This window comes from Klebsiella sp. 1SOBk5mer, assembly GCF_046603115.1.
In the GTDB taxonomy this organism is placed as follows: domain Bacteria; phylum Pseudomonadota; class Gammaproteobacteria; order Enterobacterales; family Enterobacteriaceae; genus Klebsiella; species Klebsiella quasipneumoniae.
This window is the reverse complement of the sequence record NZ_JBKIUU010000001.1, coordinates 851,653-873,578: the sequence shown is the minus strand read 5'-3', so window position 1 is coordinate 873,578 and position 21,926 is coordinate 851,653. Positions and strand designations below refer to the sequence as shown.

Genomic DNA, 21,926 nt, shown 5'->3' with positions numbered 1-21,926 from the left:
CATCAATTCATTAGTTTGAGTCAGTTTTGACTCATTTCGACGATTTGTATTTTACGGCCGCTTATTTCACCCTTCAGGCCGAATGCTCCTGATGTTCACATCAATATAAAATACAGGTGACGACATGTTATCATTATTAAAAAAAGGGCCGTCGGCGAATACAGTTCCTGCTGAAAAAATTCAGGCAACGTATGGTCGATACCGTATGCAGGCGCTGCTAAGCGTATTTCTGGGATATCTGGCGTACTATATCGTGCGCAATAACTTCACCTTATCCACGCCCTATCTGAAAGAGCAGTTAGACCTTAGCGCCACGCAGATCGGTTTGCTCAGCAGCTGTATGCTCATCGCGTACGGGATCAGTAAAGGGGTGATGAGCAGCCTCGCGGATAAAGCCAGCCCGAAAGTGTTTATGGCCTGCGGTCTCGTACTGTGCGCCATCGTCAACGTCGGGTTAGGATTCAGCACCGCATTCTGGGTTTTTGCTGCGCTGGTTGTCCTGAACGGCCTGTTTCAGGGGATGGGGGTCGGCCCCTCTTTCATTACCATCGCGAACTGGTTTCCGCGCCGGGAGCGTGGCCGCGTAGGAGCTTTCTGGAATATTTCCCATAACGTCGGCGGCGGAATTGTCGCCCCGATCGTCGGCGCCGCGTTTGCGATTCTCGGTACCGAGCACTGGCAGAGCGCCAGCTACATTGTGCCGGCCTGCGTGGCGGTGGTATTCGCCATCAGCGTACTGGTGCTGGGTAAAGGTTCGCCGCGCGAGGAAGGCCTGCCTTCGCTGGAAGAGATGATGCCGGAAGAGAAAGTGGTGCTGAAGACCAAACACGCCCGGAAAGCGCCGGAGAACATGAGCGCATTCCAGATCTTCTGCACCTACGTCCTGCGTAACAAAAACGCCTGGTATGTCTCCCTTGTGGATGTGTTTGTCTATATGGTGCGTTTCGGCATGATCAGCTGGCTGCCAATCTACCTGCTGACGGTGAAACATTTTTCTAAAGAGCAGATGAGCGTCGCCTTCCTGTTTTTTGAATGGGCGGCGATTCCTTCAACCCTGCTGGCCGGCTGGCTTTCCGACAAGCTGTTCAAAGGCCGCCGGATGCCGTTAGCCATGATCTGCATGGCGCTGATCTTCATCTGTCTGATCGGCTACTGGAAAAGCGAATCACTGCTGATGGTCACGGTATTTGCGGCGATTGTGGGCTGCCTGATTTACGTCCCGCAGTTTCTGGCCTCGGTCCAGACCATGGAGATCGTCCCCAGCTTTGCCGTTGGCTCCGCCGTGGGCCTGCGCGGATTTATGAGCTATATCTTTGGCGCCTCGTTAGGCACCAGCCTGTTCGGCGTGATGGTGGATAAAATGGGCTGGCACGGCGGGTTCTATCTGCTGATGGGCGGGATCGTCTGCTGCATCCTGTTCTGCTATCTTTCTCATCGCGGCGCGCTGGAGCTTGAGCAACAGCGTAAAAACAGCGAGCAGGAAGAGGCCCGGCTGGCGCTGGCTGACGCACAGTAAGCGCCTGAACCCGGGGAAACAAGAGCCAGCTTGCTGGCTCTTTTGCCGTTGAGAGAGGAATTGATGTCCGCAGCTGCTCCCGACGACGGTATAAAGCAAGTACCCCTGCCATCACTGATGTTACTGCTGAGTGGAATGAACGGCCTACTTCGCCGGGATAATCAGCACTTGACCCGGATAGATTTTATCGGGATGCGTCAGCATCGGTTTATTGGCTTCAAAAATACGTTGATAATCATTGGCAGAGCCATACATCGCTTTGGAGATAGCGCTCAGGGTGTCACCGGATTTGACCGTGTAAAAACGACTTTCCGCCCCGCTTTGCGTCACCTTAACGCCGTCACTGACCTGACCTACGCCAGTGACATTCCCGACCGCTACCAGAATTTTTTCCTTATCCTCCTGCGAAGCAACATCGCCAGTGACCGTGGCGGTGCCATCGTCCGCAACATCAATATTGACCTTTTCGGCGCCAGGCAGATTAAGACCATCGATATGTTTTTTCAGTTTATCGGCCCGCTCTTCTTTACTGTCGCCGGAGACGGCGTCCCATATTTTCTCGCCCGCTTCTTTCACAAAACTTAATAATCCCATCTTTCCATACCTCCTCGACTGTTACATGATCACATCATCATCGGACCTGTTGACCCAATGTCAGGGGGCTGGTTTGCTACCCGCCCTCGCGTCAACTGCCTGAAGCAGCACAAGCCACCATCAAAGTATAATCAATAAGCGTCAAAGTGCAGGATATTTGCCCCACTACGGCAGGAAAGTCTGTATTCCGGCAAGGTGACACGAAATGGAAGCGGACATAGCCCCCCGGATTCTGAACGCCAATGCTATGAGGACGTTGTTCTTACTGAGACCCTCTTAAAAAATTCGCTGATTTCTGTCACAGCAGCTACAGTAAATTCAGACTATAACTGGTATGACCACATAGAGGGCGACACTCATGGAGTCTGTTATCATCCCCGTAGACCAGGGCGGCTTTGTCGCCGCCACTCTCTGGCACAGAAACGAAGCCAAAGCATTGGTTATGCTTCACCCGGCAACGGCCGTTGTACAGGGATTTTATAAAGGATTCGCGGAATACCTTTTTAAAAGTGGGTTTAGTGTTATCACTTATGATTACCGAGGCACGGGCCGTTCGAAGTCCGGGAGGGTCCGTCACTACAAAGTCACTATGTCCGACTGGATCGAGCAGGACGTCGCAAGCATAACCGCGTGGGCGAAAGCTCGAGCCCCTGGCCTTAGTTTGTTGGCCATTGGGCACAGTATTGGCGGGCATGCCGTTCTGTTGTCTTCAGCCTCCACCGACCTGCGGGCCGCCGTCATGATAGCCTCACACGCAGGCGTGACAAGCACGATCAGCCAAACGAAGGAAAAGCTGCGAGTATGGTGCTTACTGCGCGTTCTGGCCCCGGCACTTTGCCGCCTCTTTGGGTATATGCCAGCCAGACGTCTCGGGCTGGGTGAAGATTTACCAGCCTCGGCGATGCTTCAGTGGGGACGCTGGAGCGCGATGCCTGAATATTTTTATGACGACCCGGACTGGGATGCGCGCCAGCGGGCAGGTAAGATTACACTACCCATTCTGGTGTTGGGTTTTGATGACGATCCCTGGGCTAATACAGAAGCCATCACGCGCCTGCTTGCTCCAGCGCAAAACGCAAAAATAGAGCGCCGAGAGATACGCCTGACGGATTACGATCTTTCATCCATTGGTCATATGGGCTTTTTCCGTACGCGGCATGCAGAGAAATTATGGCCCCTCGTCGTACAATGGCTGGAGAGGCAATGCCCGGATAAGACGCGGACTACCTGAGCAAGATTTCAGAAGACGCCGCTTCCGGCGCCTCCTGTGATTCACCTCGCGGCTATTCCTCGTACGCAGCGTGATGGAAATCAATTTCCCACTGCAGTACTTCACCGTAAAGCGCCGACAGCGCCTGCTTTTCTTTTTCACTCAGCGCCATGGCGCAACGGTCGAGTTCGTTCTTTAGCCAGAGCGCCTGCTGATAAAATTCGTCCTCCGCGTGCATTTCCACCCAGCGTCGTAAATCAGCATCGCTCTGTCGATGATCGCTCGCCCGTCGGCACCAGCGATAGTACATCCACTCCGCACCGAACATCAGGGTCACGATCTGCTCATAGCTGCCCTCGCGGGCGGTCCGCAGCATACCGTCGCGAAAACGCCGTACCCCGGGCAAATCATCCGGGTACTCAGCGGGATCGATCTGCCGCGCTGACAACACCTGCTCAAACCACGCGATCTGCGTATCAACCAGGGCATTCAGTACGCCAATCAGCCAGCGCTGCTGATGAATACCCGGCGCTTTGCTGACCCCGAGGGCAACAATCGCGATGGCCGTCGCGACAAAATTGCCCTCAAACACCAGATAGCGGTTGAAGACCGCTGTCGGCAGTCGATCCTGTTCAATATCAGTGACAAACGGGTGCTGCTGCATCGCCTGCCACGCCGGTTGATGTTCGCGCAGCAAGCGTTCGCTAAACGCTTCCATCAGGCTTCCTCCAGCGCGGCCTGAGCGACCGACATAAAATGCTTCACCCGGGCCAGCTCAACATCGTTCCACCAGACGCCATCGACCTTCATCGTACTGGCCACAATGACCCCCTGGGTCCGCCCGAGGATCTGCCTCACGTTAGCCGGCGTTACCCCGGAGCCCACCAGGAGCGGTAGCGCCGTCGCCGCGCGGATCTCGTCAATTTCCGCCATTGTGGCGCTATCGCCCGTGCGCTGGCCGGTGGCGATCACCGCGTCGGCCTCGAAGAAATCAACATCGCGCGTCAGCTCCTGAATCGAACGATCGGCGACGATGGCATGGCTACCGTGCTTGACATGGCTATCGGCAAAAACGCGAATATGCTCAGCGCGCAGCATACTGCGGTAGCGCAGCGCCTTTGCGGCCGCCCCTTCGATAAATCCTTCGTTGGCGATATAGGCGTTAGCCCACTGGTTGACGCGGACGAAATCGGCGCCGCCCGCCAGCGCGATGGCCATCGCCGGGATCGCCGCGTTAGCCAGGACGTTAATACCCAGCGGGACAGCAAACCGTTCACGAACTTTCTCGGTAATGACCGCCATCAGCGCGGAGGTTTCATGGCCGATGTCCTCAGGTTTGGAAAACGGAATATCGCCGTGGTTTTCAATAATCAAACCATGAACACCGCCTGAAATATAATTTTCAGCATCGCGAAGCGCACGCTCAACAATATCGGAGACTGATTTTCCTCGATATTTAGGTGCGCCAGGAAAAGGATCGCAATGAATAACACCAATAACAGCTTTGTTACGTGAAAAAATAGCTTGTATTGCATTGGTTTTTTCTGCTGAGATAGCAACCATCTTATCCATCCTGTTAAGGGAACACTATGCGTGTTTACGTTACCGGTAATATTGCCGTCGATGAAACCTGGTCCATTCCGGATATACCGAAAAAAGGCACTTCCATTCACGGCGTTAAAGTTTCGCAGGATATCGGCGGTAAAGGCGCGAATCAGGCGATTATATTATCCCGCTGTGGAATAGAGACGCGTTTAATTGCCGCCACGGGAAATGACAGCAACGGCGCCTGGATCCGCCAGCAGATAAAAAATGAACCACTGACCTTACTTCCCGACGACCCTTTCAATCAACATAGCGACACCTCGATTATTTTAAATAGCGCTGATGGCGACAATGCCATCATTACCACGACGGCGGCTGCCGACGCATTCAGCCTTGAGGACATTATTCCGCATATGGCGGACGCCGTTGCCGGCGATATTCTGCTACAGCAGGGCAATTTCTCACTCGATAAAACCCGGGCGCTGTTCCAGTACGCCAAAAATCTCGGCATGACGACGGTGTTCAACCCCTCGCCCGTCAATCCTGACTTTTGCCATCTGTGGCCGCTCATCGACATCGCGGTAGTCAATGAATCCGAGGCCGAGCTGCTTCAGCCCTATGGGGTGAAAACCTTAGTGATAACCCAGGGCGCCGCTGGCGCCTGGCTGGTTCAGGCGGGACAGCGCCAGTTTTGTCCCGCCGTGCCCGCCGAGGCGATTGATACGACCGGCGCAGGCGATACGTTCCTCGCCGTCATGCTGGCCTCCGCCCTGCTGCGCGGCGTCGCGCCGGATGACCTGGCGCTGGCGCACGCCAGCCGCGCTGCCGCCATAACCGTTAGCCGCCGGGGAACGCTCAGCGCGTTTCCCGGCAGCCATGAGCTCGCCGCCCTGTTAACCCAGGACGGCGCGCGTTGACCTACTTAAACAGCGGACGGTAAGCATCGACGTTTGCTTTGGTCACCACCGTCGCCGGAACCAGAATGGTTTTCGGCACGGTTTTTCCCGACGTGATGCTGTTCAGCGCATTCAGGGCCTCGGCGCCCATCTTTTCCGGATCCTGCTGCAGGACGGCGGTCACGTAGCCGCCGTCAATACCGGAAATCGCCTTCGCCGTCAGATCCCAGCCAAACACTTTAATATCCTTCTGCCGCCCCTGGTTTTCTACGGCGGCGATAGCGCCGAGCAGCGCGGGTTCGCCGGTGGCATAGATTGCTGTCAGATCCGGGTTGCCGGTGATCAGGTTTTCCGCCGCGGTCATCGCTTTATCCTGTACGTTCTGCCCGTCGACCACGTTAGCGATGGTAATGTTCGGATTGCTTTTCAGCGTCTCTTCGAACCCTTTCTGCCGCTGGTTCTGGATGGCCGAATTCAGCGCGCCGACAATCCCCACCCTCGCCTTGCCACCCATCTCTTTCTGCACGTAGTCCACAAAATATTTACCAATAATTCTGCCGCCTTCAATATTGTCCACGCCGACCTGGGCCGCCTGTGGTCCGGCCGGTAATACGGCATCAATCGCAATCACCGGAATGTTAGCGGCGGCGGCTTCTTTTACCGCTGGCATAATTCCGTTAACGTCGATAGCGGCGACCAGAATGCCTTTAACGCCTTGCTGAATATAGTTTTCTATCGCGTCGTTTTGCGCCACGGGATTATCATTAGAGTTGAAAATTACTAAATCCTTGCCGCTGGCCTTAGCCGCATCCTGCGCGCCTTTATTCATCAAATTAAAGAACAGCGCCTGCTGATTGATTTGCACCAGCGCATAAGTCGGACCGGCAGCGCTGGCGGCAGAAATAAAACTCATCGATGCCAGCATGGTCGTGGCGACAGCAAGTAAACGCAGTTTTCCGGTGTGAAATAACATCATCAGTATCCTCGTCGGGAATAGTTGATAGCCAGCAGAGTTCCGCGCCGCATGCGAACGCAGAAGGATTGTTTTTTTGGCGGGCAAATATCGTCTATATGGCCAGAACAATCATCGATCGTTCGGCGGATACCTGCTTAATGTCATCCCGGCAACCGGTCCGTGTCGGTGCGCGACTGGAATGACTTAAACGGGTTTGGGAATGACTTCCCGGATGATGCGGTAAACTGCCTATACAATTCTCTGCTGATTAAAATTTGTCAAGCATTTATTTTCGGTTATTACGCACAGAGAAATTGCTGTATCCACCGCGCTTAACTATGTTACAGATAGCCGATTCTGGCAGAGATGGCGCAGGAAATGAGTATAAAACGCGTATTGTTATCTGATGTGGCAAAGCTGGCGGGGCTGTCGAAAGCGACCCTGTCGCGCTATATGAACAACAGTATTGTGCTGCCGCAGGACACCATCGACCGTATCGAAACCGCCATTCGCGAACTGGACTATCGCGGGAATAGCCTGGCGCGCCGTCTGAGCAAAGGCGGCAGCGAGACGCTTGGCCTGGTGCTCCCCGACATTACCAACCCCTTCTTTGCCGAGCTGGCCGACGCTGCCGAAGAGGCCGCTTCTGCCAGCGGCTACAGCCTGGTGTTGTGTATCACCCGCAACAACCCGGAAAAAGAGTGCCAGTTCATCCGCTGGCTGGATACCTGCCAGGTAGACGGCCTGCTGTTCACCACAAACCGCCCCGATAACGGCCTGCTGCGCAAGGAGATCCAGCGTCACGAACGCATTGTCCTGCTGGATGAAGATATTCCCGGGAGTCAGGTTCCAAAAGTGTTTGCTGATAACGTTCAGGGCGGGCGCATCGCCACCGAAAAACTGATCGCCGCCGGGCATCGTCATATCGCTTTCGTCGGCGGCCCGGACAAACTGATGAGCGTCCGTGAGCGCTATCAGGGTTTTTGCACCGCGATGGAGCAAGCCGGCCTGAGCTGGCCGCCCGAATGGGTGATGTACGGCGACTATCAGCGCGAGTTTGGCCAGCAGGCGCTGCGGCACCTCTTCAGCCAACCGGTTCGCCCTACCGCCGTCTTCGCGGCCAGCGACTATCTGGTGCTCGGTCTGCTTGACGGTCTACGCGCCAGCGGGCTCCAGGCGCCGGAGGCGCTTTCGCTAGTCGGCTTCGATGACGCCAATTACGCCGATTTTACCCAGCCGCGGATCTCCACTATCCGCCAGCCCGCCCGGGAACTGGGGCGCACCGCGGTGCACATCATGATGCGCCTGCTAAACGACGATCCGGATATCCCAGCGGAAACCCGCCTGCCGGTTGAATGGATTGGTCGCGACTCGATCAAGATCTGTTAAGCATGTCCCATAATGACGCAAAAGTGCCCGCTTTTGGCGCAAAAAACGATCAATTAACAATTTATTCACTATAATCAGTAAACCGGTTTACCGGATTGTAATCAATAAAACCTATTGAATACATAAGGTTAAGTCACAGGGCTGCTGTGTTGTTCCTGCCCTGGCACGGATGCTGCAATGTTCTTACTGGCGAACAAATATCTTACATAGCGTTTGTCCTGACTGTACTGGCGAGGGCTCTGATCCGCAGGTAAACCGGTTTACTAGATTGTAAACCGTGACGGATAGAGTCTCTCCCGCAGGATGGCGAACATTTTCCCGGCAATAGCGATGGGAGTTATCAGATGCAGCAGCCACAAACTACCCCGCCAAGGGTGGAGATGATCAATATCACCAAGACCTACGGGTCGATACGTTCATTGCGCGGCGTTAACCTCGAGTTGGCCCCGGGCGAAGTGCTGGGTTTAGTGGGCGATAACGGCGCGGGGAAATCCACCCTGACCAAAGTACTCTCGGGGGCGGTGATCCCTTCCAGCGGCACGATTCGTATCGACGGTGAACAGCAGCAGTTTACCAATCCGGCCGATTCGCGCCGCTGTCATATCGAGATGGTCTATCAGGATCTGTCGCTCTGCGACACGGTCGACGTCGCGGGCAATCTGTTTATGGGCCGTGAGCCGATGAAATCGGTCCTCGGTATTCCCTTTCTCGACGAGGCCAAAATGCACGCCGATGCCAGAGAGATGCTTAAAGGGCTGGGGATTTCTATTCCGGATACCCGCCTGCTGGTGCGAAATCTCTCCGGCGGCCAGCGCCAGGCTATTGCCATCGCCCGCGCGGCGGCCTTTGACCCGAAAGTGCTGATTATGGATGAACCCACCGCCGCGCTGGCCGTCGCGGAGGTCGAAGCGGTTCTGGAACTCATTCGCCGCGTTTCCGCTCGCGGGGTGAGCGTGATTCTGATTACCCACCGCCTGCAGGACCTGTTCCTGGTGTGTGACCGGATCATGGTGATGTATGAAGGTACCAATGTCGCTGACAGGCGGGTGTCCGACACCAGCCTGAACGATATCGTTAACCTGATTGTGGGCGAAAAATTCACCGCCCGCTCTGCGGCTGCACATTGAGGTAACAGGATGAGTATCATGAACTTAAGCAGCTCCCGCATGATCCAGCATTCGCTGCCGCGCCGCCTGCTGCATAACCACTCAGGCGTAGTCAGCATCGCGCTCTTTTTCGTCTTCTGCTGCGTGGTGTTTTCGCTGATCACCAGCAACTTTCTCACCGGCACCAACTGGCTGAATATCATCCGTCAGAGCGCCCCGCTGCTGATCGTCGCGACGGCGATGACCCTGGTGATTACCACCGGCGGTATCGATCTGTCGGTGGGCTCTACCCTGGCGCTGGTCGGCGCACTCTCCGCTATCGCCCTGAATAGCTGGGGGCTGCCGTGGCCGGTGGTACTGCTCGGCGGCCTGCTGCTCGGCGGCGTCGTTGGCGCCATCAACGGCTTCTTTATTGCCTATGAAGGGATTCCGGCGTTTATCGTCACCCTCGCCACTCTGGCAGTGGTTCGCGGCATCGCGCTGCTGATCACTCAGGGTTATTCGATTCCGGTTCCGGCTGACAGCCTGTTTACCTTTATCGGACGCGCGTGGGTAGTCGGTATCCCCATGCCCGCGCTGCTCGGCATTCTGATTCTGCTGATCGGGCATATCGTTCTTAATCACATGCGTTTTGGTCGCTACGTGACCGCTATCGGCGCCAACGCCGAAGGCGCGCGACGCAGCGGGATTAACACCAAAGCCGTCACGATGAAGGTCTATATCCTCAGCGGCATGGCCGCCGCGCTGGCGGGAATGATCATTACCGCTCGCCTCGGCAGCGGCTCCTCCAACCAGGGTGAAGGCTTTGAACTGCAGGTTATTGCCGCCGTGGTGCTCGGCAGTACCAGCCTGTTTGGCGGCTTCGGTACCATTATCGGCACGCTGCTGGGCGCGCTGTCGATTGCGGTCATTCAGAACGGGCTGATCCTGTCGCATATTTCGCCGTTTTACACCCAGATAGCTACCGGCACCATTATCCTGCTGGCTATCTGGCTGAACACCCGCATTCTCAACCCCACGCGCTCCGCGGCAAAAGGATAGCTGATGAACGGTTCAATTTTTCGTCATCCCTCACCGTTGCCGGTTGGCGTCAGCAGCGGTTACGTAATGACAGTGCTTGGCCCGCTGCCGATTAACGAAATGGGCGTCACCCTGATGCATGAGCATATTCTGCTGGATGCCTCCGGCAAATGGGTGCCGCCCTGCTGCTGTAGCGATCGCCATCTTGCCGAAATGCCGGTGAAAATGGAAAACCTTGGCGAACTGTCGCTGAATCCGTTGATGAGCCGCGATAACTGTCAGCTGTTTGATGTCGACGTTGCGATTGAGGAACTCACTAAATATCGCGCCCTTGGCGGCGAAACCGTGGTCGACCCGACCAATATCGGTATTGGCCGCGATCCGAAAGCGCTGGCGCGCATCGCGCGTCTGACCGGTCTGAACATTATTATGGGTACCGGCCTCTATCTGGAGCCCTCGCACCCCGAGTGGGTAAGGACCAGCAGCGTTGAACAGCTGACCGAACGGCTGATTTACGATCTTGGCGGCGCGGAGGAGAAACCGGAGGTACTCGCCGGGCTTATCGGCGAAATCGGTATCTCCAGCCGTTTTACGCCGGATGAGGAGAAATCCCTGCGCGCTGCGGGTCGGGCCAGCGCCGCGACCGGCGTGCCGATCGAGGTCCATCTGCCGGGCTGGGAGCGGCTGGGTCATCGGGTGCTGGATATTCTCGAGCAGGAAGGCGCCGATTTACGCCATACCGTGCTGTGCCATATGAACCCCAGCTTTGCCGATAAGCGCTACCAGCGCGAACTGGCCCAGCGCGGAGCATTCCTCGAATACGACATGATTGGCATGAGCTATTACTACGCCGACGAGTCAGCGCAGTCGCCCTCCGACGAGGAGAACGCCCGTGCGATCCGCGAGTTAATTGACGACGGCTATATCCAGCACATTCTGTTGTCGCAGGATGTCTTCCTGAAAACCATGCTCACCCGCTACGGCGGCCACGGTTACGGCTACATACTCAAGCATTTTGTTCCGCGTCTGCGGCGCCACGGCGTCAGCGGCGAACAGCTTGAAACCTTAATGATTGGAAACCCCCAGCGGGTCTTTGGCGGATAAAAGGAAACGTCATCATGCAGAAAAAAATCTTACTGGTCGGTGAGTCCTGGACCAGCACCTCAACGCACGTTAAAGGCTTCGACCAGTTTGCCACCGCCACCTGGCACACCGGCGCAACGGATTTTCTGGCCGCGCTCGCCGACAGTCCCTATGCCATTACCTATATGCCCGCCCACGCGGCGGCGACCGACTTTCCGCTGACGCTGGAAGCGCTGGAATACTGGGATGCGATCATCCTTTCGGATATCGGCGCCAATACGCTGCTGCTGCATCCGGACACCTGGCTGAAGAGCCGCCGCACCGCCAACCGTCTAACGCTCCTGCATGATTACGTGGCCGGCGGGGGGGCGCTGATGATGATCGGCGGCTATTACAGCTTCCAGGGGATCAACGGCGGCGCGCGCTACCGTAATACCGCGGTAGAGAAAGTGCTGCCGGTTCGCTGCCTGGCCTGGGACGATCGCATTGAAACCCCGGAAGGCTGCTTTGCTGAAGTGGCGGGCTCTCACCCCCTGTTTAACGATATTCCGGGCGAATGGCCGTGGCTGCTGGGCTATAACGAGGTTGAAATGCATCCGGAAGGTAAACTGCTGGCGACCGTGGCCGGTACCGATCATCCTCTACTGGCCATTCGCGAATATCAGCGGGGGCGCTCGCTGGTGTGGACCAGCGACATGTCGGCGCACTGGCTGCCGGAAGAGTTTGCCAAATGGCCCGGCTATCGCCAGCTGTGGATTAACTGCCTCGACTGGCTGACGGAACGCCGCTGATGACCGCTACCCTTGAGCTCGCCCGGCAGCTGCTGGGCTTTAACACCATCAACCCGCCGGGCAGCGAAGCCGATTGCATGCGGTTCTTCGCCGACTGGCTTGCCGATAGCGGTTTTGAGGTGTCGCTGTCGTCATTCGGCGAGGGACGCTGCAATCTTATCGCCAGGCTGCCCGGGTCGAAGAGCGGTAAACCGCTGGCTTTTACCGGACATCTGGATACCGTCCCGCTGGGAAATGCCCGCTGGCAGTACGATCCTTTCGGTGCGCAGATGGAAGACGGGCGTCTTTATGGACGCGGGTCGAGCGATATGAAAGCGGCGATAGCGGCATTTGCCGTCGCATGCGTTCATCAGCAGCAAACGATTTGCGCCGGGCGCGGCGCACTATTGCTGATCACCGGCGGAGAGGAGACCGGCTGCGACGGCGCGCGGGCGCTGATCGCCTCCGAGACGTTGCCTGAGGTGGGCGCGCTGATCGTCGGTGAGCCCACCGCCAACTACCCGGTTATCGGCCATAAAGGCGCCCTCTGGCTACGCTGCGAAACGCGGGGAAAAACCGCCCACGGCGCGATGCCGGAGCTGGGGATCAATGCTATCTATCTTGCGGCGGATGCGCTGGGTAAGATCCAGCATTTTTCGCCGGGCGCGCCGCATCCGCTGATGAAGCAACCCACCCTCAACGTCGGCCGCATAGAGGGCGGACTCAATATTAATTCCGTACCGGACCGCACGCGTTTTGATGTCGATATCCGCAGCGCGCCCAATTTACAGCACGCCGCTATCCGGGAGCGCTTGACGACGCTGCTGGGCGAAAGCGTTACGGTCACCACGCTGGTCGACCTGCCTGCGGTCCTGAGCCGGGAGGATCATGCATGGATTAAGCAGGTTTACCAACGCTGTCAGCCGCTGCACGCTGAGCCGATTACGCCGCGCGTGGTGCCCTACTTTACCGACGCCTCGCTGCTGCTGCCTGCCCTGGGCGACCCGCCCTGTATTATTCTCGGCCCCGGGGAGCCGTCGATGGCTCATCAAACCGACGAGTACTGCCTGCTCAGCCGGCTGGCGGAGGCAGAACGGCTATACGGTGACCTGATCCGCGACTGGATGGCCTAACCGTCCGCGACGAAAGCCCAAAATGTGTGACAGTGTCACTTAAAGCGAGCGCCATGCATTCAGCATTTGAATAATCTCGCGGAATAACAGAGGATAACCGCCTCGTACACGAAATGTTTCACCACCAGCAAGGAGGCTTACCATGTCCGTGAAAATTAACGCCGTGCTCGTTTGCACCCTCTCTTTACTCCTTTCCGCCTGTTCGGGTCATGCTTCTGCGCCGGACAGCGCCGAAGACGCTCAAATATCGGCAGAAGTGGATAAGATACTTCGCGATTATCAAACGGGTGCAGACACGTCACCGCAGGCCAATGCCTCACGCTATCTGGCGCGGATCCAGGCGGCTATCTTCGCTAACATAGACCAGCCGGACTCCTGGCAAGGGCAAAAATGCTCGGTGCGCTTTACCCTGCAGCGTGACGGGACGGTGCAGGATCCGGCGGTCGAGAACGGCGATCGTCCATTCTGCGCGCAGGTGATGTCCGCGCTGAAAGTCGCCAAAATTCCGCCTGCGCCAGATGAAAAAACCTATCAAACATTCAGCCATGTCGTTCTGGACTTGAAGGCCTGAGCTTGCCCGTAGAAAGCGCCCCGGCCATCGCCAGGGCAATGACTAAAAAGTTAAGCTGACAGCCTGCCTAACAGACGCTTTTTGGCGATCAGTGAGGAATGATTCAATGGTGCTTGAGTCGAGGTGATGAGCGGCAAGAGCGCCGGCTGAACGGGACAGCGCATCCAGGTGCGCTGATGATGGCCTCTTATTCATGACTCAATCTCTGATGCATGAAATCAATAAGCGCTCTTGTTTTTGCCGGCAAATAACGCCGATCGGAATACAGGGCGAACAATTGCAAGGGGGCCGCCGATTGTTCAAATTCAATTTCGATTAACCGGCCATCGTCAATATAGGGCTGGCAGGCTTGTTTCGACAGGATGGCATAACCGACGCCTGAGATGGCCGCTCGCCCTGCCATCTCCCCGCTGTTGACCCGATAACGACCGTTCACTTTAATCGTCTCGAATCCGCCCTTTTTATTCACAAACTGCCAGGGAGCGCCTTTAAGCGCATTTACCGTTGTAATACAGGGCAATTCTTCAAATTGCTGTATACGAGAAGGCGTGCCATAACGCTGGATAACGGAGGGAGCCGCAACGATGGTGCAAGGGATGGTCACCAGATGACGGGCTATGTAGTCACTGTCATCCATCTGACCACGACTCACAATGACAGCGAGATCCAGATCATCGCGCAGGGATTCATAACCAGACAAATTGGTGACGCAACTTATCTCCAGGTCCGGATGCTGACAGGCGAAATCGGCAACAACAGCGCCCAGCAGTGCAGGACCGATTTCATTGGGAATACAGATACGTAATGGCCCTTTGAATTGCATTTGCCGCAACGTTAATTCGGTTTCAGTTTGCTCAAGCGCTTCCAGTAATGGCTTCGCCCGGGTATAGAGTAGATGCCCCGCCTGAGTGAGTTTCATATGTCGGGTACTGCGTTCAATAAGCTGAAGATTCAGTTTGTCTTCTAGCTGAGCAATGCAACGGCTCACATTTGATGCCGGCATTTCAAGGGCTTTCGAAGCCCCCACAAAACTGTCTCTTTCAACCACAGCGATGAAGACTTTCAGCGCATTAAAATCAAGAACTGGCCGCATCAACCATCCCACATATGATAATAATGAGTGCCATTTTTACCATCTAATCGATAAGTTTGATAGCAGTTAAGCTAGGTTATCTTTCATCAACAGGTCGCTTGCTATGCCACGGGTCACCACAACATTTAATCAAAAGGCGCTGATACGGATAGCGCTGGTCATCGCTTTTGTGCAGTTTACTAATGCGCTGGAATATATGATGTTCAGTCCTGTTTTTACATTTATGGCCGCGGATTTCGCTGTTCCCGTCTCCTTCTCAGGCTATGTATCCGGTATGTACACCTCTGGAGCCGTCCTGTCGGGAATTATCGCCTTTTACTGGGTTGACCGTTGCAATAAGAAGCGTTTTCTTATCGCTAATATGGTGCTGCTAGCCATGGCGACACTGTTGACGACATTCATAACCCGTTTTCCTCTTCTTCTTACCTTGCGATTCTTCGCAGGGCTGGTCGGAGGGACGACAATGGGGGTGGGGATCGGTATTTTGATTAACCACACGCCGGCTGACTTGCGCGGAAAAATGTTGGCGACGGTGATTGCGTCATTTTCGCTGGTAAGCGTTGTGGGGATGCCCGCTATATTAATTTTGTGTACTCATTACGGTTGGCATGTCGCGTTGTGGTTAATCAGCACGCTCTGTTTGTTGGCATTGCCATTGATCGTCACTGTCATCCCTCAGGACCCCGTCACTTTCGACACGCCTCACGCGCTGCCCCTCGATGTTGATACTTTACTGTTTGCTTCCGGTAATGCGCTGGTACAGTTTAGTCCAATGCTGATCATTCCTGTTCTGGCGCCGTTAATGACGCAGCTGTTGGGGGCTTCTGAAAGCCTGCTGCCCTGGCTGTTCTTCGGCGGGGGACTGGCGGGGTATTTGTCTACAAGAATGACAGGGGCATTAACCTCTCGTTTTTCTGCATTGAGTTTGGCGACCGGGTCAACCCTCGTTTTTATTCTGAGCTTGCTGATACCCTTCCTGGGCTATCCGCATCCGGCGCTGTTTATGACGTTATTTCTCGGCGCAGCTTACAGTCGTCTGGTTTCATCTTCGGCGGTTACGATTCAGTTTCCTGATAACAACCAACGAGCGGGATTCTCTTCATTACAGACGTCCATGATGTATCTGATGACGACTGCCGCATTTTTCCTGTCCGCTTTTCTGTTACCTGACCATCGCATGGCGCTCCAGAATATGGATACGTTGCTGGCGGTATGTGCAATTTCCGCATCAGGATCCCCAATTATTATCATCATTTCGCAAAAGAAACTGGCTAAGCGGACGATCCCGCCCGATCGGTGCACCACTGGCTAGAACATGGCGCGCCCTGCCCTGGGCATTAAAAATTATCATTGACCCTGGTGTGGTCGCTAAATGGAGATGAGGGGCGTTTTTTTGTCTGACGGTGTCTGAATTTAGTACCTGGCGGGAAGCTTATGGATTTTAATGAGTCTTCCCTCTTCCATTTCGATAAAACCACCCGTTTTTAAATCTGCAAGAATGCGCATGACGCCGCTGCGAGAAAGATGGGTTTTCTCACGGATGTAGAGTTCCGCTGTGACTGCGGCGCGATAACTCTCATCTTCTTCGATTAAATTGAGCAACTGCTGGCGGATCATCTCGTACGCCGTCGGTGCGCCCTGCGGCATCACATTGTTGTAAAGTCGGCCATACACAAACATCAGTTGCTTTGAGAGCAGCCCCCATAACGACTTTTCTTTAATAATGTCATGAACACGAGCGGTGGAGATCTCGCCAATCACGCAGGAGTTGATAGTTTTAATGTAATCATCGAAGTAAATATCCGTCAGATTGGCAAGACCAAACACGGCGGGACTGCGCGCAGTGGACAGCATCATATTATCGTTTCGGCGATAAACCGCTACGGTTCCCTCAAGGATGAGGTAACACATCCCCTGGCCATTCACCTTGAAATCCAGTTGCTCCCCCCTTTCAGTTTTACGTGGCGTGCAATACGGCTGTAAATGCGTCATCAACTCTTGCGCGTAGGGTGAACCTCTGTGAGGTTTTGCTGAAGAGGACATAACCGATAACCTTTAGATTGACCTGTCTGATTATAGCCTGGCTTCCTGTTGCGGGTATCCTCATCGTCAGTATTTTCGAGGCAAATGGTTGATATCAAGAAGTATACCCCGTTCCATGGTGATGTAGTTCCCGGTTCGCAGCTCTGCCAGAATTCGCATAATCCCGCTCCGTGAAAGATAGGTTCGGCTCTTAATATAGGCTGCAGCCGTAATTTGTTGCCGTATCGCATCCGGCTCTTGCATCAGTTCAACAAGCTGAAAGCGGATGATGTCATAAGCCGACATCTGCGAGATTTGTGCGCAATGCTCATACACCCGGGAGGCCGTGTAAATCAGGAGTTTCGAAAAATGCTCCCATAGATCCAGTTGCGCCACGATGTGATTAAAACAATCCAGTGACACCCGGGCGATCTCTGACGTCTCCAGTGCTCTCACATAGAGATGCTCTGAGGAAAACTGACTACTGACGCCCAGAATAAAGGGTGATGATTCAGAATTTAAAACAATGCCATCGCCGCGACGGTGCAGCGCGACGCTACCTTGCAATAGTAAAAAACATTGCCGGATATCATCTTTATAATAATGCACGACCTCACCTCTGCCGATCACTACTCTTTCTGCTGCTGGCAACACATGATTTATCAGAGTCTCGATGTGCCGAAATGGTTTTAATTCCAGGGCAATTGATTTGTCCTGGTTTTCCGGGGGGGTTAAGCGCGTGTTCATATGCTGCCTCAATTCCTTTACGGTGATCGCTTTATTGATCGACCCGACGAATTATCTTAAAAATGAAGAAACCGCGAAATATTGGTTTAGGGTCCAAAAGTAGACCGTGCTAAAGATGTACTCTAAGTAATTGATTTTGTGCCTCATGACCTTTGAGTCTAAAAATAGACCGGGCCTTAATAAACACAATAAAAAAAGGAATGTTACTTATTCGTTAAGTGAGAGTCTACTTATAGACCCACAAATCATTTGAGTTTAAGAAAGTGATTAGATAAATTTTAGCCAGCCAGCAGAACAGTTCATGATCTTACCATAATTAATTATGGCTGCCATGCTGCACAGTAATAAATAAGGCGCTGGTACAAAAAGAGTGTAACGCTCATCGGCACCCTATTGCCTGAATATAAGTGGCAAACCAAGTTAATAAGGAAACAACGTAATGAAAAAAAGTCTTGTTTTAGTTGCCTTGACCGCAACTGCAGCGCTGTCTATGTCTCACGCTTTTGCTGCCGCTGGCACCGTGAATTTCGTCGGCAATATTCTTGATACTGCCTGTGAAGTCGATGTGGCATCGCAAAACCAGCAGGTCAATCTCGGTAACTTTTATAAAACTGAATTTCCGAACAGTGGCGCAAAAGCGGCTGCAAAGGATTTTAATATCGTGCTTAAAAACTGCCCAACCACAGTGACTTCGACAAAAGTACGCTTTGATGGCACCCCCGATCTGACCAACCCTAACCTGCTGGCTATTGATACCTCAACCTCCAGTGCGGCGTCAGGGGTGGCGATTAACCTGATGACCGCCGATAAAGTCGACCTGCCTTTACACGGTGAGAACAGCTATAACTACACCCTTAGCAGCACCCAGGACAATACGCTGAAATTCTACGCGCAATATATCTCCACCACGGCATCAGTAACGCCGGGTACGGCCAATTCTGTTGCTAACTTCTCCATTGTATATAACTGATTTTCTGTCCAGAAAAGCTGATGGGGTCGATACGGCCCCATGTTTCAGAGGTCTAAAATGAATGTTCTTCGCAGTATCTTGCTTACCACCACGATATTGAGTATTGGCTTATCCGCTGCTCAGGCCGGTGTCGTTATTGGTGGTACGCGGGTCATTTTTGATGGTAATAAAAAAGAAGCCTCAATTGGCATAAATAATCCTGATAAAACCCCCTACCTGATCCAGTCCTGGATCGAAACGCCAGGTGGCGGTGCCGAAAAGGCGCCTTTCATCATTACGCCGCCGTTATATCGACTGAATAATGGCCAACAAAACGTCGAGCGCATTGTTGCCACCGGAGCATTACCTCAGGATAAAGAGAGTTTGTTTTGGCTTAATATAAAAGCCATACCCTCTGCAGCTAAAGTTGACAATACGTTGCAAATTGCCATTAAAACCAGAATCAAGCTCATCTACCGTCCGGCGGCGATGAAAGGCGCATCCCCTGAAGAGCAGGTCGATAAATTACGCTGGCAACGCGTCGGTAATAAGATACAGGTAAACAATCCGACTCGGCATGTTATGAATTTTAACGAAATTTCACTATCAGGTAAAAAATTACCCGATGTCAGTTATGTATTACCCGGTAGCACAGCGACGTTCGATTTACCCTCCGGCGTAACGGGCGGGCCAGTGACATTCAAAATTATCAATGATTATGGCAGTCCCGGGGCAGAACACAAAGCCAGTCTGTAGACCGGCGAAAAGACACTGAGTGGGATTTATGATGATGGCAATGGATTATATAAAAGCACGTTCTCCACGGTTGGCATTATTGATAACCATCGCGCTCTTCGGTAATACGCAAAATAGCTATAGTCGCGATTTTTTTAATCCAGAACTGGTTGAACTGGATAATCCGGGGACAGAAAAAGTCGATCTTTCTGGTTTTGAATCGGGCGCGCAAGCTCCCGGGGATTATCATGTTGATGTCGTCCTGGACGATCGGTTAGTTGATACCCGCGATATCAGGTTTGTGTTGCTGAAAGAGCCTGGCGGTGATGACAAATTAGTCCCCTGTTTATCCATTGAGCAATTAGAAAGCTGGGGAGTGAAGACTGGACTTTTTCCCGCGTTAAAAGGCGAAACATCCTGTGCGAACCTGTCCGCGATCCCTCAGGCCAGTACGGATTTCCAGTTTGCCATGCAGCGTCTGGTATTGAGCATTCCGCAAGCGGCACTATCAGCGCAAGCGCGCGGAGCGGTGTCGCCGGAACGCTGGGATCAAGGGATTAACGCCGCCCTGCTCAACTACAGTCTGAGTGGGGCCAATAACTGGGCCAAAAATAGCAACAGCAGCACCAGCGATAATCAGTATGCCAACCTGCGTCCTGGCGTGAATATTGGCCCCTGGCGGTTAAGAAATTACACCACCTGGTCGCGCGATTCACAGGGTCACGATGCCTGGAAGACGGTTTATACCTATGCTCAGCGTACGATAATCCCGTTACAGTCGCAGCTCACGCTGGGTGATAGCTCTGCCCCGGCAGATGTCTTCGACAGCATGCCTTTTCGGGGAGGACAACTTGCCTCCGATGATGACATGCTGCCCGACTCCCTCAAGGGCTATGCCCCAGTGGTGCGTGGTATCGCCCGGACCAATGCCCAGGTGATAATTCGCCAGAATGGCTATCAGATATACCAGAGCTTTGTGGCGCCGGGGGCTTTTGAAATCACGGATATGTATCCTACCGGCGGCGCCGGCGATCTTGATGTCACTATTAAAGAGGCTGATGGCAGTGAGCAGCACTTTAGCGTGCCATTTGCCTCCCTTCCCGTATTTCAGCGTGAAGGCCGAATAAAATATGCGTTAACGGGCGGCCAATATCGTTCTTACAACGGCAGCGTGGACAAAACGCCCTTTGCTCAGATGAGCGTTATTCTCGGCTTGCCCTATGGCTTTACGTTTTACGGCGGATTACAGGAGTCGAGTAAGTACCAGTCCCTCGCCGCGGGCGTCGGTAAAAACATGGGTAACTTTGGCGCAATCTCCAGCGATATCACCCAGGGCTGGTCTACGCCGCAAAATATGCCGAAATCCAGGGGGCAATCATGGCGGGCTCGATACAGTAAAAATTTTGCCGCAACGGGCACCAACTTCGCGATTGCCGGCTACCGCTATTCGACCAGCGGCTACTATGGCATGCAAGAGGTCCTGGATTCTTACGGTGACAGTCAGGCGCTTCAGGACCGACGCCGCAACCGTGCTGAGCTGACGTTGAGCCAGGGGTTGGGAGACCATCTGGGATCGTTGATGCTGAACGCCGCGCGTGAAGATTACTGGAATTCGGGTAAGGCGATGGAATCATGGAGCGTTGGGTATAACAACTACTGGCACAGTATCAGTTATGGCCTGACCTGGACGCTGAGTAAGAATGGGAGCGCGGGATCGTACAGCTCACCCCAGAGCGACGATAAAAACCAGATGCTGGCGCTGAATATCAGCATTCCCCTGGAAAAACTGTTGCCGCAGACATGGGCAAACTATGGCATGAATACCAGCAAGAATAACGGTACGACACACAGCGCTGGGTTAAATGGCGTTGCTTTGCCGAATAATGCGCTCAACTGGAATATTCAACAGGGTTTCGGCACTCACGATGCGGCCTACACCGGCAATATGAATGGTGATTATCGCGGCACCTATGGCGAAATCACAGCCGGGTACAGCTATGACAAAAATACCGATCGTCTGAATTATGGGATTCAGGGAGGTGTGGTTGCGCATGCCAATGGCGTGACGTTTTCTCAGCCCCTGGGTGAAACCAACGTGCTGATTGCCGCCCCCGGGGCTGCCGGCGTAGGCATCCAGAATATGACCGGAGCGACAACCGATTATCGCGGATATACGGTTGCCTCTAACTTAATGGCTTATCGCAAAAATGATGTGTCATTAATCACCGATACATTACCGGCTAACGTTGAGTTAGAGCAAACGGTTAAAACCGTGGTTCCTACGCGTGGCGCGATTGTCAGGGCGAATTATCGGGCAAGCGTAGGCGTTCGCATGTTGATGACCTTGAGCCAGCGAAACGGCCAGGTAGTGCCGTTTGGCGCAATGGCCAGCGTTGATGGAACAGATCATAACAGTTTTATCGTGGGTGATAGCGGACAGGTCTATTTGACGGGTCTCGATCCCGAGGTAAACCTGACCGTGAAATGGGGAAATCAATCCGCAAACACCTGCAGGGTTCATTACTCGATAAACATGACGAAGCTGAATAACGATGTGATTATCGATAATGCTGTTTGCCGATAACGTTGAAA

General features: G+C 53.9%; 21 protein-coding genes. 14 read left to right on the top strand and 7 right to left on the bottom strand.

Annotated features, from left to right (window positions below):
- Nucleotides 1-124 precede the first annotated feature (124 nt).
- Nucleotides 125-1,516, top strand: coding sequence for a phosphoglycerate transporter PgtP (gene pgtP / locus ACLH1U_RS04290; protein WP_023289702.1), 1,392 nt, complete (start codon nt 125-127; stop codon nt 1,514-1,516).
- A 144-nt stretch (nt 1,517-1,660) separates the two neighbouring features.
- Here the strand turns inward: pgtP and lysM are convergent, their stop codons facing one another.
- Entirely contained in the window at nt 1,661-2,110 is a 450-nt protein-coding gene (gene lysM, locus ACLH1U_RS04285) for a peptidoglycan-binding protein LysM (protein ID WP_023289703.1), read from the bottom strand.
- 358 nt (nt 2,111-2,468) lie between these two features.
- Here lysM and ACLH1U_RS04280 point away from each other — a divergent pair, with 358 nt between their 5' ends.
- Entirely contained in the window at nt 2,469-3,341 is an 873-nt protein-coding gene (locus tag ACLH1U_RS04280; RefSeq protein ID WP_110211341.1) for an alpha/beta fold hydrolase, read from the top strand.
- A 52-nt stretch (nt 3,342-3,393) separates the two neighbouring features.
- On the opposite strand, the gene ACLH1U_RS04275 is transcribed toward ACLH1U_RS04280, so the two are convergent.
- Together ACLH1U_RS04275 and ACLH1U_RS04270 are read right to left on the bottom strand one after the other, a co-directional pair.
- Nucleotides 3,394-4,038: a TenA family protein gene (locus tag ACLH1U_RS04275; RefSeq protein WP_072420188.1), complete on the bottom strand. Its 645-nt coding sequence runs from the start codon at nt 4,036-4,038 to the stop codon at nt 3,394-3,396.
- On the bottom strand, nt 4,038-4,883 hold the full coding sequence (locus ACLH1U_RS04270) for a BtpA/SgcQ family protein (RefSeq protein WP_023289705.1): 846 nt from the start codon (nt 4,881-4,883) through the stop codon (nt 4,038-4,040). Before ACLH1U_RS04270 ends, ACLH1U_RS04275 begins: the two co-directional genes overlap by 1 nt.
- Nucleotides 4,884-4,909: 26 nt before the next feature.
- Here ACLH1U_RS04270 and ACLH1U_RS04265 point away from each other — a divergent pair, with 26 nt between their 5' ends.
- Nucleotides 4,910-5,782, top strand: coding sequence for a PfkB family carbohydrate kinase (locus ACLH1U_RS04265; protein ID WP_072420187.1), 873 nt, complete (start codon nt 4,910-4,912; stop codon nt 5,780-5,782).
- A gap of 1 nt (nt 5,783) precedes the next feature.
- Here ACLH1U_RS04265 and ACLH1U_RS04260 read toward each other — a convergent pair whose 3' ends face one another.
- A complete protein-coding gene (locus ACLH1U_RS04260; RefSeq protein ID WP_023289707.1) occupies nt 5,784-6,737 on the bottom strand; it encodes a substrate-binding domain-containing protein in 954 nt (317 codons plus the stop codon).
- Nucleotides 6,738-7,082: 345 nt separating this feature from the next.
- Between ACLH1U_RS04260 and ACLH1U_RS04255 the strand changes: the two genes are divergently transcribed.
- The 7 genes from ACLH1U_RS04255 (at nt 7,083) to ACLH1U_RS04225 (ending at nt 13,788) form a co-directional block, all read left to right on the top strand.
- Complete coding sequence (locus ACLH1U_RS04255) at nt 7,083-8,105, top strand: LacI family DNA-binding transcriptional regulator (RefSeq protein ID WP_032428845.1); 1,023 nt, start codon at nt 7,083-7,085, stop codon at nt 8,103-8,105.
- 380 nt (nt 8,106-8,485) lie between these two features.
- Nucleotides 8,486-9,232 carry an ATP-binding cassette domain-containing protein gene (locus ACLH1U_RS04250; protein WP_072199055.1) on the top strand — a complete coding sequence of 249 codons (747 nt, stop codon included), beginning with the start codon at nt 8,486-8,488 and terminating at the stop codon, nt 9,230-9,232.
- Nucleotides 9,233-9,250: 18 nt separating this feature from the next.
- Nucleotides 9,251-10,252, top strand: a complete 1,002-nt coding sequence (locus ACLH1U_RS04245) for an ABC transporter permease (RefSeq protein WP_023289710.1) — start codon at nt 9,251-9,253, stop codon at nt 10,250-10,252.
- Between the two features lie 3 nt (nt 10,253-10,255).
- The gene (locus ACLH1U_RS04240) at nt 10,256-11,335 is read left to right on the top strand and encodes a phosphotriesterase (RefSeq protein ID WP_044523249.1); all 1,080 of its coding nucleotides are present in this window, start codon (nt 10,256-10,258) and stop codon (nt 11,333-11,335) included.
- A 14-nt stretch (nt 11,336-11,349) separates the two neighbouring features.
- Nucleotides 11,350-12,105, top strand: a complete 756-nt coding sequence (locus ACLH1U_RS04235) for a glutamine amidotransferase (RefSeq protein WP_105490603.1) — start codon at nt 11,350-11,352, stop codon at nt 12,103-12,105.
- Complete coding sequence (locus ACLH1U_RS04230) at nt 12,105-13,217, top strand: M20 family metallopeptidase (protein ID WP_411299087.1); 1,113 nt, start codon at nt 12,105-12,107, stop codon at nt 13,215-13,217. The genes ACLH1U_RS04235 and ACLH1U_RS04230 overlap by 1 nt, the downstream gene beginning before the upstream one ends.
- A 142-nt stretch (nt 13,218-13,359) precedes the next feature.
- Entirely contained in the window at nt 13,360-13,788 is a 429-nt protein-coding gene (locus ACLH1U_RS04225; protein WP_102002882.1) for a cell envelope integrity TolA C-terminal domain-containing protein, read from the top strand.
- 187 nt (nt 13,789-13,975) lie between these two features.
- Here ACLH1U_RS04225 and ACLH1U_RS04220 read toward each other — a convergent pair whose 3' ends face one another.
- Nucleotides 13,976-14,881 (bottom strand): LysR family transcriptional regulator, encoded by a 906-nt coding sequence (locus ACLH1U_RS04220; RefSeq protein WP_023289715.1) that lies wholly within the window; start codon nt 14,879-14,881, stop codon nt 13,976-13,978.
- Nucleotides 14,882-14,984: 103 nt separating this feature from the next.
- Between ACLH1U_RS04220 and ACLH1U_RS04215 the strand changes: the two genes are divergently transcribed.
- A complete protein-coding gene (locus ACLH1U_RS04215; RefSeq protein ID WP_411299085.1) occupies nt 14,985-16,193 on the top strand; it encodes an MFS transporter in 1,209 nt (402 codons plus the stop codon).
- A 101-nt stretch (nt 16,194-16,294) separates the two neighbouring features.
- Here ACLH1U_RS04215 and ACLH1U_RS04210 read toward each other — a convergent pair whose 3' ends face one another.
- Nucleotides 16,295-16,924, bottom strand: a complete 630-nt coding sequence (locus ACLH1U_RS04210) for a helix-turn-helix domain-containing protein (RefSeq protein WP_032452873.1) — start codon at nt 16,922-16,924, stop codon at nt 16,295-16,297.
- A 66-nt stretch (nt 16,925-16,990) separates the two neighbouring features.
- The gene (locus ACLH1U_RS04205; protein ID WP_049014092.1) at nt 16,991-17,650 is read right to left on the bottom strand and encodes a winged helix-turn-helix transcriptional regulator; all 660 of its coding nucleotides are present in this window, start codon (nt 17,648-17,650) and stop codon (nt 16,991-16,993) included.
- Nucleotides 17,651-18,089: 439 nt separating this feature from the next.
- Between ACLH1U_RS04205 and ACLH1U_RS04200 the strand changes: the two genes are divergently transcribed.
- From ACLH1U_RS04200 to ACLH1U_RS04190, 3 genes are read left to right on the top strand one after another with little or no spacing between them, the layout of a single operon-like run.
- On the top strand, nt 18,090-18,620 hold the full coding sequence (locus ACLH1U_RS04200; RefSeq protein WP_023289719.1) for a fimbrial protein: 531 nt from the start codon (nt 18,090-18,092) through the stop codon (nt 18,618-18,620).
- A gap of 57 nt (nt 18,621-18,677) precedes the next feature.
- A complete protein-coding gene (locus ACLH1U_RS04195; protein WP_049014138.1) occupies nt 18,678-19,355 on the top strand; it encodes a molecular chaperone in 678 nt (225 codons plus the stop codon).
- A 28-nt stretch (nt 19,356-19,383) separates the two neighbouring features.
- Nucleotides 19,384-21,918 (top strand): fimbria/pilus outer membrane usher protein, encoded by a 2,535-nt coding sequence (locus ACLH1U_RS04190; RefSeq protein ID WP_411299084.1) that lies wholly within the window; start codon nt 19,384-19,386, stop codon nt 21,916-21,918.
- Nucleotides 21,919-21,926: the final 8 nt, after the last annotated feature.